Here is a 14,424-nt window from a genome sequence, read left to right on the forward strand (position 1 = left end):
CCTCCGACGGGGGGTTTGATGCCAGCGCACGGGTGAAGCGAGGTTTACGCCGGCGAGGGGTGCCGCACGGGACGCCGGGGCCGACGGGCCCGGTTAATGTTGTGGACATGCGCCTCCACGTCGTCGACCACCCCCTGGTCGCCCACAAGCTCACCACGCTGCGCGACCAGCGCACCGACTCCGCGACCTTCCGTCGGCTGGCCGACGAACTGGTCACCCTGCTCGCCTACGAGGCCACGCGGGACGTGCGCACCGAAGCGGTCGACATCACGACCCCGGTCACCACCACCACCGGCGTCAAGCTCTCCTACCCGCGCCCCCTGGTCGTGCCGATCCTGCGGGCCGGCCTCGGCATGCTCGACGGCATGGTCCGCCTGCTGCCGACCGCCGAGGTGGGCTTCATGGGCATGGTGCGCGACGAGGAGACGCTCCAGGCGTCCACCTACGCCACGCGCATGCCGGAGGACCTCTCCGGGCGCCAGGTCTACGTCCTCGACCCGATGCTCGCCACCGGCGGCACACTGGTCGCGGCGATCCAGGAGCTGATCAAGCGCGGTGCGGACGATGTGACGGCCGTGGTGCTGCTGGCCGCGCCGGAGGGCGTCGAGGTCATGGAGCGTGAGCTGGCGGGGACGCCGGTGACCGTGGTGACTGCGGCGGTGGACGACCACCTCAACGAGCACGGGTACATCGTGCCGGGGCTGGGGGATGCGGGCGATCGTCTTTACGGGGCCGCCGAGTAAGGACGCCTTTTCGCCGTAGAGGGTGCGTCACGCGGGCGACTGCGGATCCGTTGTGGCTGGTCGCGCAGTTCCCCGCGCCCCTACGGGGCGCGTTTCAGCAGGCCTTCTTCGAAGAAGTCGGCGTCGGCTGGGGTGCGCCCAGCTTGGCGAGTGCCTTGTCCGCCGTCGCCTTCGCCGTCAGGGACTTGAAGCCCGTCCCGATGATCAGGTCGACGTCGGTCCCCTTGCGGCCGTCGGGCCGCGCCTCCGCGCCCGCGAGCTGCGTGCCGAGAACCGGCAACGACGTGCTCACCGCGGACGTGGGGCCCAGCAGTATTCCGGTGCCCTTGACCTTCTTGTCGAACTCCGCGCTCGCGTTGCCCACGTCACCGATCTTGAAGCCGCGCTTCTTCAGTTCGTCCGCGGTCTTCTTGGCGAGCCCGGCGCGGGGCGTGGCGTTGAAGACGTTGACGGTGATCTGGGCGGGCTTGGGATAGGCCGCGGTGGAGGCCGAGGCCGAGGCCGACGGCGACGCCTTCGTGGCGCAGTCCGCCTTGGGACCGGCCGCCGAGGCCTGGTCGCCGCCGCCGGTGAAGACGTCGATGAGCTGTAGCGTGCCCCAGCCGACGAGACCGAGCGCGGTGACCGAGGCGACCAGGGCGACCGCGAGCCTTCCGCGCCGCCGGGGACGGCGCATGCGCGGGTACTTGTCCCCCGTGATCCGGTACTTGCCGCCCATGCCTGGGGGAGTCAGCATGCTCATGGGCGCAGCGTAGTGCGCCGGGGCGGCGATGCCTACTAAATGATCATTGGATCCGGGTCAGAAGAACCCGAAAGGGCCAACCCTTTACAGGGTCGCCACTCAATCCAGTTCGAGCACACGCGCGTGCAGCACCTGGCGCTGCTGGAGCGCCGCCCGTACCGCGCGGTGGAGGCCGTCCTCCAGGTACAGGTCGCCCTGCCACTTCACGACGTGCGCGAAGAGGTCGCCGTAGAACGTGGAGTCCTCGGCGAGCAGGGTTTCCAGGTCGAGCTGGCCCTTGGTCGTCACCAGTTGATCGAGGCGGACCGGGCGCGGCGCGACGTCCGCCCACTGCCGGGTGCTTTCCCGGCCATGGTCGGGGTATGGCCGGCCGTTTCCGATGCGCTTGAAGATCACACGGAAAGCCTACCGGTCAAGACCTTCCGGGCGCAGCCATGGCGACGGAGTGTGATGCTGGAAAAGATGCCGTGAACGGGGGCAAACCGGAACAGGTGCCTGAGATGAGTGACAGCGAGACCATGCCGCAGTCCGCCGCTCCCGAGGCCCCGGGGAGTGCGCCGGCCCTTCCGAAGGAGGCCCTGGAGATCGCCTCCGGGTACGCCTTCACCGGGCCCGCCCTCGATCTGGGCGCCCTCCTGTGGGACGGGGTGTGTCTGCCGGACGCGCAGGTCAGGATCCCGTTGCCGATGCTGAACCGGCACGGTCTGGTCGCGGGCGCGACGGGCACCGGCAAGACCAAGACGCTCCAGCTGATCGCCGAGCAGCTCTCGGCGCAGGGCGTGCCGGTGTTCCTCGCGGACATCAAGGGCGATGTGTCCGGGATTTCGGCGCCCGGAGCCGGTAACGACAAGGTGCGGGCCCGCGCCGCGGACGTACACCAGGAGTGGACGGCGACCGGCTTCCCGGCGGAGTTCTACGCCCTCGGCGGTCTGGGCCACGGCATCCCCGTGCGGGCGACGATCACGGACTTCGGTCCGCTGCTGCTGTCCAAGGTGCTCCAGCTCAACCAGACCCAGGAGCAGTCGCTCGGCCTGATCTTCCACTACGCCGACACCAAGGGCCTGGAACTGGTCGACCTCAAGGACCTCAGGGCGGTCGTCACCTTCCTGACCTCGGACGAGGGCAAGGGCGAGCTGAAGAACATCGGCGGACTCTCGACGGCCACGGCCGGGGTGATCCTGCGCTCCCTCACCGCCTTCGAGGCGCAGGGCATGGCCGACTTCTTCGGGGAGCCGGAGTTCGACACGGACGAACTGCTGCGCACGGCCGAGGACGGGCGCGGCATGGTCTCCGTCCTCGAACTGCCCGCCGTGCAGGACAAGCCGCAGCTGTTCTCGACGTTCCTGATGTGGCTTCTCGCCGACCTCTTCCACGATCTGCCCGAGGTCGGGGACGCCGACAAGCCGAAGCTGGTCTTCTTCTTCGACGAGGCGCATCTGCTCTTCCACGACGCCTCGAAGGCCTTCCTGGACTCGATCACGCAGACCGTCCGGCTGATTCGCTCGAAAGGGGTCGGTGTCTTCTTCGTGACGCAGACCCCGAAGGACGTACCCGCCGACGTCCTGGCCCAGCTGGGCAACCGCGTCCAGCACGCGCTCAGGGCCTTCACCCCGGATGACCAGAAGGCGCTGAAGGCCACCGTGAAGACGTTCCCCAACTCGGCGTACGACCTGGAGGAACTGCTCACCGGGCTCGGCACGGGAGAGGCCGTGGTCACCGTGCTCAGCGAGAAGGGTGCCCCCACCCCGGTGGCGGCGACCCGGCTGCGCGCCCCCGAGTCCCTGATGGGCCCCATCGACGCCACCGCCCTCGACGCGGCGGTGCAGGCGTCGCCGTTGCACGGGCGCTATGCACAGGCTGTGGATCGCGAGTCGGCGTTCGAGAAGCTGAACGCGGCGCGGGGCGCGAAGGGGCCGGACGAGATGACGGCACCTCCCAAGGCGGCTCAGCCGGACAAGGCCCAGCCGAAGAAGGACCCGTCGGTCGTCGAACAGGTCGTCGGCAGCGGGGTGTTCAAGTCCCTCGCCCGCTCCCTGGGGACACAGATCGGCCGTGAGATCAGCCGCTCGGTCTTCGGCACGGCACGGCGGAGGCGGTAGAGCCCGCCTCCGCCACGGGATCAGCCGCGCTTCACTTCCTTCACCGGCGGCTTCTCCGCCCGGGGCTGCGGTTTGGGCGTGTTGCGGGCGGCCTCGGCGCGCAGCAGGGCGCGCAGGACGGCGTACGGATCTACGGGCATGGTGGTGGTGCTCCTCGCGTTCGTTGCTGACAGGGGCCTCTCGTGCGAGGGCCGGTCAGCAGCGCAGGACCACCGAGCGCAGGATGTGCGGGGCGTACGACGGGTGCGGCGGCTTCGGGAGGGGACGGACCGCCGGGACACCGGGCGCCGGGGCGGTCCGTGGGGATGCGACGGGACGGTGGGCGGCGCGGGCCGGTGGCCGCAGGGCCGTGTCCAGGACGTCGTACTCGGCGGCCTCACCGGCGGCGACCGAGGTGACGGAGGTGACGGGGATCGCCGCGTGCGCACCGCTGTGGGCGCCCGGCACGAGCAGCGCGAGCAGCAGGACGAAGGCGCGGAGCCAGGTTCTGGTGCTGCTCATGGTTGCTGGTCTGCCCCGGGGAGCGCGAGGTGCATCGCCTCGTCCGTCAGATCCGCCCGCACGGGTTACTCACACCGTGCGCGGTACCTGTCCGGCCCGCCCGCGCATCCGCACCGCCGTGACGATCTCGACGATGCCCACGGCGACCAGCCAGATCCCGCCGACCACGGTGAGGACGGCGACCGACTCGAAGGGGGAGTCGATCAGCACGATCCCGGCGACGAACGTGACGATCCCGAGGAAGACCTGCCAGCCGCGGGCGGGCATCGACGGGTCGGAGGCGGCGGCCAGGGTCTGGGTGATGCCGCGGATCAGCCAGCCGATGCCGATCCACAGGGCGAGCAGCAGGGTCGACTGCATGGGGCCGCGGAAACAGAACAGGCCCAGCAGGATCGACAGGGCGCCGCTGATGAAGGCGAGCACGCGCAGACCGGTCGTCTTGTGCGTGCCGAAGGCCGAGACCAGCTGGAAGATGCCGCTGACGACGAGATAGACGCCGAACAGGATGCCGGTGGCGAGGAGTGTGGAGCCCGGCCAGACCAGCACGAGAACGCCCAGGACGAGGGAGGCGAGGCCGGTGACCAGGACCACCTGCCAGGCCGCCTTGGACAGGGCGTGCAGGGGCCCCTCCAGGGGCGGCTCGGGCTCATGGGCGCGTTGCTGCGCGTGGACCTCGCGGTCGTCGAACTCGGGCCCCCAGGAGGAGCCGCGCGGTGCCTCGGTCATGCTCCATGCTGGGACCGCGCGCGGCCGCCCCGCACGGTGGGCTGGGCCGATCGGCTTATGTGCCTGCGGCCTTCGCGGCCTTCGCCGCCGCCTTCATCTCCTGCTTGTGCGCCCGTACCTTCACCAGCGAATCCGGGCCGGTGATGTCGGCTACGGACCGGAAGGACCGGGCCTCGCCGTACGCGCCGGCCGCCTCCCGCCAGCCCTTGGGCCGTACGTCCAGCTGCTTGCCCAGCAGGGCCAGGAAGATCTGGGCCTTCTGCTTGCCGAAGCCGGGAAGGTCCTCCAGCCGGCGCAGCAGCTCGCGTCCGTCGTCCACGCCCTTCCACACCAGCTCGGCGTTGCCGTCGTAGTGCTCGACGAGGTACTGGCACAGCTGCTGGATCCGCTTGGCCATGGAGCCCGGGTAGCGGTGGACCGCCGGCTTGTCCGAGAGCAGGGCCGCGAAGGCGTCCGGGTCCTGCGCGGCGATCTCGTGCGCGTCGAGGTCGTCCAGGCCGAGCCGGTCCGCGATGGTCCGGGGTCCCTTGAACGCCCACTCCATCGGGACCTGCTGGTCCAGCAGCATCCCGACCAGCGCGGCGAGCGGGGAGCGCCCGAGGAGTTCGTCGGCCTCGGGGTCCTGGGCGAGGTGAAGGGTGACGTCCATGACCCCGATCATGCCGCGTACGGGGTCAGGCCGCCCGCCAGTACCCCAGCGCGTGCAGCCGCTCCTTGGGGACGCCCAGGTCCTTGCGGACGTACGAGGACAGGGTGCGGGTCGTCCTGGTGTCGCAGGCGATCCAGACGTACGCGTCCGGGTGGGCCCGCAGGAGGTCGGGGAGGTCCCTCTTCACCTCGTCGACCAGGGACGAGGACGGGCGGACGTCATGGCGGGACGGGTCCGTGCGGAAGGGGAGGCCGTCCGTGCCGCCCTCGAACCACACCGTCGCCGGGGCCCGGTCGAGTGCTTGCAGCAGGGAGTTGATGGCGGGCAGGGACGCCGGGTCGCCTATCGCGAAGACATGGGTCGGTGACGGGTCGGGGTTCTCGAAGCCCGTGCCGTGGACCGTCGCCTCGATGGTGTCGCCGGGCTTCGCGGTGCGTGCCCAGTCGCTCGCCACGCCCTCGTGGAGGGCGAACTCCAGGCTGAAGGTGCCGGCCGCGGGGTCCGGGTCGACGAGGGTGTAGGCCCGCTGGTGCGGCTTGCCCGCGTCGGAGAACCACAGCCGCACCCACATCGTGGGGTGGACGCCGGTCGCGGCGAGCATGCCGCCGTCGGTGAGGTGGACGCGCCGGTAGCTCGCGGTGACGTCCTCGGCGCCGGTGACGGTGAAGACGTAGTCCTTGGCCCGCAGCAGTCTGAGGACCGCGCCCTCCCAGCCATGCCCCTGCCCCATCGTCTCTTCACTCCTCGCGTACGATTTCACCACGGGTTACTTAGGTGAGCCTAACCTAAAGCACAGGAGAGACACAGAGTGAGCGCCGAGATCTACCGGGATGCCTGGGGTGTCCCGCATCTGCGTGCCGACAGCGTGCGTGAACTCGCCCGTGCCCAGGGCCTCGTCACCGCCCGTGACCGGGCCTGGCAGCTGGAGGTCGAGCGGCACCGCGCCCGCGGCACCTCGGCGTCCCTCCTCGGCCCCGACTCCCTGGCCTGGGACCGGTTCGTGCGGCGGGCCCGGCTCGACGACACCGCCAGACGCTGCTTCGAGCATCTGGAGCGACAGGATCCGGAGACGGCCGACTGGGTACGGGCCTACGTCGACGGCGTCAACGAAGGCCTCGCCGAGGCGACCGCCACCCTGCCCCTCGGTGCCCCCGGCCGCTGGGAGCCCTGGACCCCGCTCGGCGTCTGGCTCGGCGCCCACATCCTCTTCGCGGGCTTCCCCGCCAAGCTCTGGCGCGAGCAGGCCGTGCGGCACCTCGGCGAGGAGGCCGTCGGGCTCTTCGCCATCGACGGTCCCGGCACCTCCGGCAGCAACGGCTGGCTGGTGAGCGGCGAACGGACCGTGACCGGCCGGGCCGTCATCGCCGGCGACCCGCACCGCTTCATCGAGGACCCCGGCGTCTACCAGCAGATCCACCTCTCCTGCCCGGAGTTCGACGTCGTCGGCCTCGCCGTCCCCGGCGTCCCCGGCATCGCCCACTTCGGCCACACCGGCACGGTCGCCTGGGCCATCACCAACGCCATGGCCGACTACCAGGACCTGTACGAGGAGCGGCTGCGGCGGACCGGGGCCGGTGTCGAGGCCCTCGGCCCGGACGGCAGGTGGACGCGCGCCTCCCGGCACACCGAGACCGTCGAGGTGGCCGGCGAGGAGTCCGTCGAGGTCGAGATCATCGAGACCGAGCGCGGGCCGGTCATCGCCGGCGGCCCGGAAGGGCTCGACGACGGCACACCGCTCGCCCTCAGCCTCCGCAACCCGCCCCGGGTCAGCGGCGACCTGGGCTTCGGCACCCTTCTGCCGCTGCTGCGCGCCCGCCGGGTCGCCGACGTGGACCGGGCCTTCGACAGCTGGGCCGAGCCGGTCAACGTCGTCCAGGCCGCCGACACCGAGGGCGGGCTGCTGCACCGGGTCGCGGGCCGGGTGCCGGTGCGCTCCCGGGCCAACCGCACCCGTGTCGTCCCCGCCTGGGAGCCCGGGCACGAGTGGCGGGGCTGGCACGACATGCCCCGCGCCTCACTCACCGAGGACGGCGTCGCCGTCATGGCCAACCAGCGGGGTCCGGCGGAACCGCTCGGCGTCGAGTTCGCCCCGCCGCACCGCGCGAACCGCATCGCGGCGATGCTCGCGGAGAAGGACAAGTGGTCGGCGCAGGACATGCCCGCCCTCCACATGGACACGTATCTGGCGTCCGCCGGGCCCCTGTTGGACCACCTCGCCGCACTCCGCGATCTGACGCCGGAGGCCGCGGAGCTCACCGCCGCCCTCCTGCGCTGGAACCGCCGCATGGACGCGGACAGCCAGGACGCCGCCCTCTACTCCGCGGTGCGCGGCGCCGTCGTCCGCCGGCTCGCCGCCCACCCCGCGTTCGCCGCGCTGACCGCCCCGCCCGCCTACCCCGAGGTCCTCCTGCCCTGGCTCGGCCTGCTGCCGCGCATCGGCTACGCCCTCGAACACCTGCTGCGCGCCCAGGAGTTGTACGGCATCGACCGCCCGGCCGAGATCCGCGCGGCCGTCGAGGAGGTCGCCGCCGGGAAGCCGCCCGCGACCTGGGGCGAGACCCACCGGCTGTACCCGTGGCGGGCGTTGCCGAACACGACGTACGAGAAGGACGAGACGGACGAGACGGACGAGAAGCACGAGAAGGGCGAGGAGTACGAGACGTTCGACCAACCCGGGCTCTCCGGCGACCACGACTGCGTGCTGTGCACCTCCGCCGTGCCCGGTCTGACCGACCTGGCCGCGCGCGGTCCGGCCGCCCGCTACGTGTGGGACCTGGCCCGGCGCGAGGACAGCCGCTGGGTGGTGCCGTTCGGCGCCTCGGGCGTGCCCGGCTCGCCCCATCACCGTGATCAACTGCCCCTGTGGCTCGCGGGCGACCTCGTCCCGGTCGTCACCGACTTCGAACAGCTCAGCAAGGAGAGCGATGTCTGACCTCCCCCCGCAGGAATACGTCCACGAGCAGGAGGTCGACGGCTTCGGCACCGTCCGGGTGCGCATCCTCGACGCGAAGGCCGACGCCGGGGTGCTGCACGGCTGGGTCAGCGAGGAACGGGCCGCGTTCTGGGGCATGAACGGCCTCACCCAGGACCAAGTGGCCGAGATCTACGCCCTTATGGACACCCTCGACACCCATCACGCCTATCTGCTGGAGAAGGACGGCGAGCCGGTCGGACTGCTCCAGACCTATGAGCCGGAGGCCGACCGGGTCAGCGAGTGCTACGAGGTCGAACCCGGCGACATCGGCATCCATCTGCTGCTCGCCCCCGCCGGTGCGGCCGGCGCGCGGGACGGCTGGTCGTCGGCTCTCCTGGGCGCCGTCGCCCAGTACGTCCTCAAGGACCGCGAGCGGGTCGTGGTCGATCCCGACGTGCGCAACGAGAAGGCGATCGCCCGCTTCCTGCGGCAGGGGTTCGTGGCCGGCGAGCGGGTCGTGCTGCCGGAGATCGACATCCCGGACGTGTACCTGCCCGAGAAGCACGCCCAACTGGCGTTCCTGACCCGGGAGGTAGCCTTCCAGGGGTGACCCCAGAAGACCTCGTCGCCCATTACGGACTGGAGCCGATTCCGCGCGAGGGGGGCCTGTTCCGCCGTACCTGGGCGGGCCCCGAGCGCGCGGACGGACGGCCGGAGGGCTCGGCCGTCGTCGTCCTGCTCACCTCCGACGACTTCTCCGCCCTGCACCGCCTGCCCGGCGACGAGGTCTGGCACTTCTACCTCGGTGACCCCCTGGAACTCCTCCTCCTGTCCCCCGACGGCACATCGAGCACCCCGGTACTGGGCCCCGACGTCCTCACCGGCCAGCACGTCCAGCTGACCGTCCCCGCCGGTACCTGGATGGGCGCCCGCACCCGGGGCGCGTGGACGCTCTTCGGCTGCACGATGGCTCCCGGCTTCACCTACGAGGGCTATGAGCACGGGGAGTCCGGGGCTCTGATGGCGCGTTATCCCGGGGAGGCGGAGCGGATCGCGGGACTGTGTCGTCCATGAGGCTCCTCGAAGGGCAGGTCGCGCTTGTCACGGGTGCGGGTGGTGGTGTCGGGCGGGGGATCGCGGTGCGGTTCGCCGAGCTGGGGGCGGCCGCGGTGGTCCTGCACTGCCGTACGGCGGTGACGGCGGCGGAGGAAGTGGCGGCCCGGGTCCGGGAGTCGGGTGCGCGGGCCGTCGTACTCCAGGCGGATCTGACGGACGAGACCGACTGCCGCGAGCTGGTCCGGGAGGCGGACGCGTGGGGCGGCGGTCTGACCTCGCTGGTCAACAACGCGGGGGTGCAGCCGGTGCGGGAGCTGGCGGGGATGACGGCCGCCGAGTGGCGGGAGGTCGTCGACACCAACCTGACGAGCGCCTTCGCGTGCACCCAGGCCGCGGCGGAGGTCATGGAGCACGGCGGCGGCTCGGTGACGCACATCGCCTCGATCGAGGCGCACGGTCCCGCCGCCGGGCACGCCCACTACTCCGCGTCCAAGGCCGCCCTGGTGATGCACGCCCGTTCGGCGGCCCTGGAGTACGGGCCCCGCGGCATCCGCGTCAACAGCGTCTCGCCGGGGCTGATCGACCGGGAGGGACTGGCGCGGGACTGGCCGCAAGGGGTGCGGCGCTGGCAGGCGAAGGCGCCCCTGGGCCGACTGGGCCGCCCCGAGGACATCGGCGACGCCTGCGCGTTCCTCGCCTCGCCGCTCGCCTCCTGGATCACCGGGCAGGACCTGGTCGTCGACGGGGGAGTGTCGGCGCGGCCCACCTGGTGAGTGTTCCGGCGCCGGCGTGCGTACATAACCCGGAGCTGCGGGACGGAGTACTGACGTGGAGCGTGACGGTGGACGAGGACGGCGGAGAGTTCAAGGGCTGGTGCTGCTGGGCACCGTGCTGGTCCTGCTCCTCTTCGGCGGCGCGGGACCGGCGTCGGCCCACGCCGCCCTCCGCTCCACCGACCCCGAGGACGGAACCGTCCTCAAGTCCGCCCCCCGGTACATCACCCTGACCTTCACCGAGTCCGTCGGCCTGCTCGACGACTCCTTCCGCGTACTGAGCCCGAAGAACGAGCGGGTGCGCACGGGGGAGGCCGAGCATGTGCCGGGGAGCTCGGACACCGCCCGGGTCTCGCTGCCCACCAGCGGGCTCGGCCAGGGCACCTTCACGGTGGCCTGGCGGGTCGTCTCGGCGGACAGCCATCCGGTGTCGGGGGCGTTCACCTTCTCCGTCGGGAAACCCTCGGCCACGGTGGTGACCGTGGACCCGGGCCCCGTGGAGAACCCGGCCACCGAGGGCCTCTACAACATCGCCCGCTACCTGGCCTATCTCGCGGTGGCGCTGCTCATCGGCACGGCGGTCTTCCTCGCGTTCTGCCGCCCGGCGGACGCGAGCATCCTGCCCAGGCTGCTGCGGGTGGGCTGGTGGACGCTGGCGGGAGCCACGGTCGCGCTGTTCGTGCTGCGGGCGCCCTACGAGGCCGGCACGGGTCCCGCGACGGCCTTCGACGCCGCGGCCTTCGAACGGACGGTGACGAGCCGGCCGGGAGTGGTGCTGCTGGCCCGGCTGGCGCTGCTCGCGCTGACGGCGGTCTTCCTCCTGCGGCTGTTCCGGCACCGCCGGTCCTCGTACGCGATCGGCACCGTCCTCGCCCTCGGTCTCGCCCTCACCTGGGCCGCCGGTGAGCACGCCTCCGCCGGCATCCAGGTGCCCGTGGCGATGGCCTCCTCGGTCCTGCACGTCCTGGCGATGGCGGTCTGGCTGGGCGGACTGACGGCACTGGTCGTCACGCTGTACCGGGCGGCGGTCGTCGAACCGGCCACGGTCACCCGCTTCTCCCGCCTCGCCTTCGCCTCCGTGACCGCCCTGGTCCTCACCGGCGTCTACCAGTCCTGGCGTGGCCTCGGTTCCTGGGGCGCGCTGACGGACACGACGTACGGCCGGCTCCTGGTCGCCAAGCTGATCGTGGTGGTCGTACTGCTGACGGCGGCCGGGTTCTCGCGGCTGTGGACGGTACGGCTGGCGACGGCGGACGCGCGCACCGCCGTACCGGAACGGGTGCCGGAGCCGGTGGGCGGGCCGCCGCTGCCGGAGGCACCCGAGGAGCCGCCGGTGCCGGAGGCGCCCGAGCAGCCGCCGGTCGCTGTGGACCGCCGTGGTCTGCGACGGTCCGTCCTCGCCGAAGTCACCATCGGTGTCGTGGTGCTGGTGATCACGACCGTGCTCACCGGCACCGTGCCGGGCCGCGCGGAGGCGGAGGCCGCGCAGAGCCCCGTGGCGACCGGGCTGCCCGTCGCGTCCGTCTCCTACGTCCCCTTCGACATCGGCGGCGCCCGGGGCAAGGTGCAGATCACCCTCGACCCGGGCCGGGTCGGCCGGAACTCGGTGGAGGCGGTCGTCCTCGACGCCCAGGGCGGTTTCGCCATCGTCCCCGAACTCCGCCTCTCCTTCACGCTCCCGTCCCAGGACATCGGCCCGCTGGACGCCAAGCTGACCGACAAGGGCGGCTATTGGGGAAGCAGTGGCTTCGATCTGCCGATCGCCGGCACCTGGGAGATGAAGGTGACGGTCCGGGTCTCCGAGATCGACCAGGCCAGCGTGACGAAGTCCGTGGTGATCGGCTAGGACAGCACCTGGTAGAGCTGGTACGGGACCATCCAGAGGCCCGTGTACAGCAGGGCCGTGCCGAAGATCCCCACACCGAGGGACCGCAGCACCCAGGTGCCCACCGTGAGCCGGGCCTTGACCCGGTCCGGCCTGCGCGGGTCGTAGGAGACCTGCACCTCCTTGAGGCCGAGGTAGTGCACGGCGCTGTGGGCGGAGCTGTCGGGTTCGCAGTGGCGCTGCACACCGTCCAGGTCCGTGAAGCGGTACAGGTTCTTCTTGCCGGCGGTGTGCGAGAAGGTCGCCACGACGGGGACGCCGCGCCGCCACAGGATCGCGCGGTCGTACAGCTCACCCGCGGCGAGCGCGTAGATGACGACGCCGGCGATCAGGGGTTTCGTCCCGAAGACCCAGAGGATCGCGCCGATGACGTCGGAGTGCGCGATCAGCGTGGTCAGCCCGGCGACCCAGCCCGCGCCCACGAGCCCGATCACGGTCCACAGCCAGAACTCGGGGGACGCCCAGAACGGTGTGCGCGCCCCGCCCGGTTCCACCACCACGAGCGCGGCCCCGTCCACCGGGTCCCGCGGGGCGGGCAGCCCGGCGTTCACGGCCGAGACGAACACGGCCACCTCGGCGGCCTTGCGGTGGGCGAGGCGGTAGACGGTCGGGCGCGCGCCCTCGGGAGCCGTCAGCACCACCTCCACGCCGCGCGGGCCGTCGGTGGCGCGAACCTCCCGCACGGCCGCCAGCGGTATCCGTCTTCGGACCCCGTCCTGCTCCAGGGTGAGTCTCCCGTTCTCCGCCCACAGCCCGCCGGAGCGGCTACGCAGGGACACGGTCGGGAGATGCGATGTCGTCATGGCGGAAAAGCTAGCGGCTTGTTCGACGGGTCGAAGGCGATTCGGGCGATCGGATCGATCTTGGATGTGTCGGTCACGTTTCCACAAAGGTGACGGGCGCCTCTTGACGCATGACAGGACATACGGCTGTCATTACGCCACCGTGTTCGGTCAAGTTGATTTCTGGTCGGTTACGACGGACTTCGACACTCCCCTGCCTGGCCGAAACCTGCCCCTCCCCAGGAGCCGTTCATGCCCGACTTCTCCCTCCCCTCCGCGAGCCGCCGCTCCGTCCTGCGCGGCATAGGCGGCGCCGCCGTTCTCGGCGCCGGCATCCCCCTGCTGAGCGCCTGCGGCGGCAGCGGCGCCTCCTCCGACCCGAAGACGGTCACCCTCGGCTCGAAGGCGTCCGACCCGGTCCCGAAGAAGGCCTTCGCGGACATCTACGCGGCCTTCAAGAAGGACTCCGGGATCACGGTCGACGTGAACACCAAGGACTCCAACACCTTCCAGGAGCAGATCAACGCCTACCTCCAGGGCACGCCGGACGACGTGTTCACCTGGTTCGCGGGCTACCGCATGCAGTTCTTCGCGGCCAAGGGCCTGGCCACGCCGATCGACGACGTGTGGAAGACGATCGGCGGCAACTTCCCCGAGGCGATGCACAAGCTCAGCAAGGGCGAGGACGGCAAGTACTACTTCGTGCCGCTGTACACGTACCCGTGGGCGCTCTTCTACCGCAAGAGCGTCTTCCAGCAGTACGGCTACGAGGTCCCCACCACCTGGGACCAGCTCGTCGCCCTGTGCAAGCAGATGGAGAAGGACAAGCTGGTCCCGATCGCCTTCGGCGACAAGGACGCCTGGCCCGCGCTCGGCACCTTCGACCAGATCAATTTCCGCCAGAACGGCTACGACTTCCACGTCGACCTGATGGCCGGAAAGGCCGCCTGGACCGACGCCAAGGTGCGCAAGGTCTTCGACCTGTGGACCGAGATCCTCCCGTACCACCAGGAGGGCGCCACCGGCCGCACCTGGCAGGACGCGGCCCAGACCCTCGCCTCCAAGAAGGCCGGCATGTACCTCCTGGGCACCTTCGTGGCCCAGCAGTTCACCGACAAGGCCGCCCTGGAGGACCTCGACTTCTTCGCCTTCCCGGAGATCGACCCGGCGTACGGCCAGGACACCGTCGAGGCCCCGACCGACGGCTTCATGCTGAGCAAGAGCCCGAAGAACAAGGCCGGCGCGGTCAAGCTCCTGGAGTACCTGGGCACCACGGCCGCCGAGGACATCTACCTCAAGGCCGACCCGAGCGTCGTCCACGCCGCCACCGGCGCCGACACCTCCTCGTACACCGCGATCCAGAAGAAGGCGTACGAGATGATCTCCGGCGCCAAGAGCCTCACCCAGTTCATGGACCGCGACAGCCGCCCCGACTTCACCTCGACGGTCATGCAGCCGGCGCTCCAGAAGTTCGTCCGCGACCCCAAGGGCATCGACAGTCTGCTCAGCTCGATCGAGCGCCAGAAGAAGACGATCTTCGCGTCCAGCTGATCC

At 71.0% G+C, this 14,424-nt stretch carries 15 protein-coding genes; 8 read left to right on the forward strand and 7 right to left on the reverse strand.

The genetic code is table 11. The features are described 5' to 3' along the window. Positions 1-107: 107 nt before the first annotated feature. Complete coding sequence (gene upp, locus HLK59_RS14345; protein ID WP_171141789.1) at positions 108-743, forward strand: uracil phosphoribosyltransferase; 636 nt, start codon at positions 108-110, stop codon at positions 741-743. Between the two features lie 94 nt (positions 744-837). On the opposite strand, the gene HLK59_RS14350 is transcribed toward upp, so the two are convergent. Further along, entirely contained in the window at positions 838-1,485 is a 648-nt protein-coding gene (locus HLK59_RS14350) for a LytR C-terminal domain-containing protein (RefSeq protein ID WP_240982408.1), read from the reverse strand. A gap of 99 nt (positions 1,486-1,584) precedes the next feature. Beyond that, complete coding sequence (locus HLK59_RS14355) at positions 1,585-1,881, reverse strand: type II toxin-antitoxin system VapB family antitoxin (RefSeq protein WP_003999914.1); 297 nt, start codon at positions 1,879-1,881, stop codon at positions 1,585-1,587. A 104-nt stretch (positions 1,882-1,985) separates the two neighbouring features. Between HLK59_RS14355 and HLK59_RS14360 the strand changes: the two genes are divergently transcribed. Next, positions 1,986-3,584: a helicase HerA-like domain-containing protein gene (locus HLK59_RS14360; RefSeq protein WP_171141790.1), complete on the forward strand. Its 1,599-nt coding sequence runs from the start codon at positions 1,986-1,988 to the stop codon at positions 3,582-3,584. 195 nt (positions 3,585-3,779) lie between these two features. Here HLK59_RS14360 and HLK59_RS14365 read toward each other — a convergent pair whose 3' ends face one another. From HLK59_RS14365 to HLK59_RS14380, 4 genes are all read right to left on the reverse strand, one after another. Continuing rightward, complete coding sequence (locus HLK59_RS14365; protein ID WP_171141791.1) at positions 3,780-4,085, reverse strand: hypothetical protein; 306 nt, start codon at positions 4,083-4,085, stop codon at positions 3,780-3,782. A 69-nt stretch (positions 4,086-4,154) separates the two neighbouring features. Further along, on the reverse strand, positions 4,155-4,811 hold the full coding sequence (locus HLK59_RS14370) for an HdeD family acid-resistance protein (protein ID WP_171141792.1): 657 nt from the start codon (positions 4,809-4,811) through the stop codon (positions 4,155-4,157). Positions 4,812-4,866: 55 nt separating this feature from the next. After that, positions 4,867-5,460, reverse strand: a complete 594-nt coding sequence (locus HLK59_RS14375; RefSeq protein WP_171141793.1) for an HhH-GPD-type base excision DNA repair protein — start codon at positions 5,458-5,460, stop codon at positions 4,867-4,869. Positions 5,461-5,485: 25 nt separating this feature from the next. After that, positions 5,486-6,190 (reverse strand): siderophore-interacting protein, encoded by a 705-nt coding sequence (locus HLK59_RS14380; protein WP_171141794.1) that lies wholly within the window; start codon positions 6,188-6,190, stop codon positions 5,486-5,488. Between the two features lie 78 nt (positions 6,191-6,268). Between HLK59_RS14380 and HLK59_RS14385 the strand changes: the two genes are divergently transcribed. The 5 genes from HLK59_RS14385 to HLK59_RS14405 all read left to right on the forward strand — a co-directional run bounded on the left by HLK59_RS14385 (position 6,269) and on the right by HLK59_RS14405 (position 12,049). Then, positions 6,269-8,392 (forward strand): penicillin acylase family protein, encoded by a 2,124-nt coding sequence (locus HLK59_RS14385; RefSeq protein ID WP_171141795.1) that lies wholly within the window; start codon positions 6,269-6,271, stop codon positions 8,390-8,392. After that, on the forward strand, positions 8,385-8,984 hold the full coding sequence (locus HLK59_RS14390) for a GNAT family N-acetyltransferase (protein ID WP_171141796.1): 600 nt from the start codon (positions 8,385-8,387) through the stop codon (positions 8,982-8,984). The genes HLK59_RS14385 and HLK59_RS14390 overlap by 8 nt, the downstream gene beginning before the upstream one ends. Next, positions 8,981-9,448: a cupin domain-containing protein gene (locus HLK59_RS14395; protein WP_171141797.1), complete on the forward strand. Its 468-nt coding sequence runs from the start codon at positions 8,981-8,983 to the stop codon at positions 9,446-9,448. Before HLK59_RS14390 ends, HLK59_RS14395 begins: the two co-directional genes overlap by 4 nt. Beyond that, the gene (locus tag HLK59_RS14400) at positions 9,445-10,203 is read left to right on the forward strand and encodes an SDR family NAD(P)-dependent oxidoreductase (RefSeq protein WP_171141798.1); all 759 of its coding nucleotides are present in this window, start codon (positions 9,445-9,447) and stop codon (positions 10,201-10,203) included. Before HLK59_RS14395 ends, HLK59_RS14400 begins: the two co-directional genes overlap by 4 nt. A gap of 100 nt (positions 10,204-10,303) precedes the next feature. Continuing rightward, positions 10,304-12,049 carry a copper resistance protein CopC gene (locus HLK59_RS14405; RefSeq protein WP_171141818.1) on the forward strand — a complete coding sequence of 582 codons (1,746 nt, stop codon included), beginning with the start codon at positions 10,304-10,306 and terminating at the stop codon, positions 12,047-12,049. Here the strand turns inward: HLK59_RS14405 and HLK59_RS14410 are convergent. Further along, the gene (locus HLK59_RS14410) at positions 12,046-12,891 is read right to left on the reverse strand and encodes a hypothetical protein (protein ID WP_171141799.1); all 846 of its coding nucleotides are present in this window, start codon (positions 12,889-12,891) and stop codon (positions 12,046-12,048) included. The two genes, HLK59_RS14405 and HLK59_RS14410, sit on opposite strands and share 4 nt — an antisense overlap. 231 nt (positions 12,892-13,122) lie before the next feature. Between HLK59_RS14410 and HLK59_RS14415 the strand changes: the two genes are divergently transcribed. Beyond that, a complete protein-coding gene (locus tag HLK59_RS14415; RefSeq protein WP_171141800.1) occupies positions 13,123-14,421 on the forward strand; it encodes an ABC transporter substrate-binding protein in 1,299 nt (432 codons plus the stop codon). Positions 14,422-14,424 lie beyond the last annotated feature (3 nt).

Source organism: Streptomyces sp. S3(2020), assembly GCF_013044505.1.
Classification (GTDB): domain Bacteria; phylum Actinomycetota; class Actinomycetes; order Streptomycetales; family Streptomycetaceae; genus Streptomyces.

Bases quoted from the DNA above. Each gene is read 5' to 3' on its own strand.
- HLK59_RS14410 (WP_171141799.1), bottom strand. From the start codon at position 12,891: ATGACGACATCGCATCTCCCGACCGTGTCCCTGCGTAGCCGCTCCGGC.
- HLK59_RS14360 (WP_171141790.1), top strand. From the start codon at position 1,986: ATGAGTGACAGCGAGACCATGCCGCAGTCCGCCGCTCCCGAGGCCCCG.
- HLK59_RS14365 (WP_171141791.1), bottom strand. From the start codon at position 4,085: ATGAGCAGCACCAGAACCTGGCTCCGCGCCTTCGTCCTGCTGCTCGCG.
- HLK59_RS14375 (WP_171141793.1), bottom strand. From the start codon at position 5,460: ATGGACGTCACCCTTCACCTCGCCCAGGACCCCGAGGCCGACGAACTC.
- HLK59_RS14400 (WP_171141798.1), top strand. From the start codon at position 9,445: ATGAGGCTCCTCGAAGGGCAGGTCGCGCTTGTCACGGGTGCGGGTGGT.
- HLK59_RS14380 (WP_171141794.1), bottom strand. From the start codon at position 6,190: ATGGGGCAGGGGCATGGCTGGGAGGGCGCGGTCCTCAGACTGCTGCGG.
- HLK59_RS14415 (WP_171141800.1), top strand. From the start codon at position 13,123: ATGCCCGACTTCTCCCTCCCCTCCGCGAGCCGCCGCTCCGTCCTGCGC.
- HLK59_RS14390 (WP_171141796.1), top strand. From the start codon at position 8,385: ATGTCTGACCTCCCCCCGCAGGAATACGTCCACGAGCAGGAGGTCGAC.
- HLK59_RS14350 (WP_240982408.1), bottom strand. From the start codon at position 1,485: ATGAGCATGCTGACTCCCCCAGGCATGGGCGGCAAGTACCGGATCACG.
- upp (WP_171141789.1), top strand. From the start codon at position 108: ATGCGCCTCCACGTCGTCGACCACCCCCTGGTCGCCCACAAGCTCACC.
- HLK59_RS14370 (WP_171141792.1), bottom strand. From the start codon at position 4,811: ATGACCGAGGCACCGCGCGGCTCCTCCTGGGGGCCCGAGTTCGACGAC.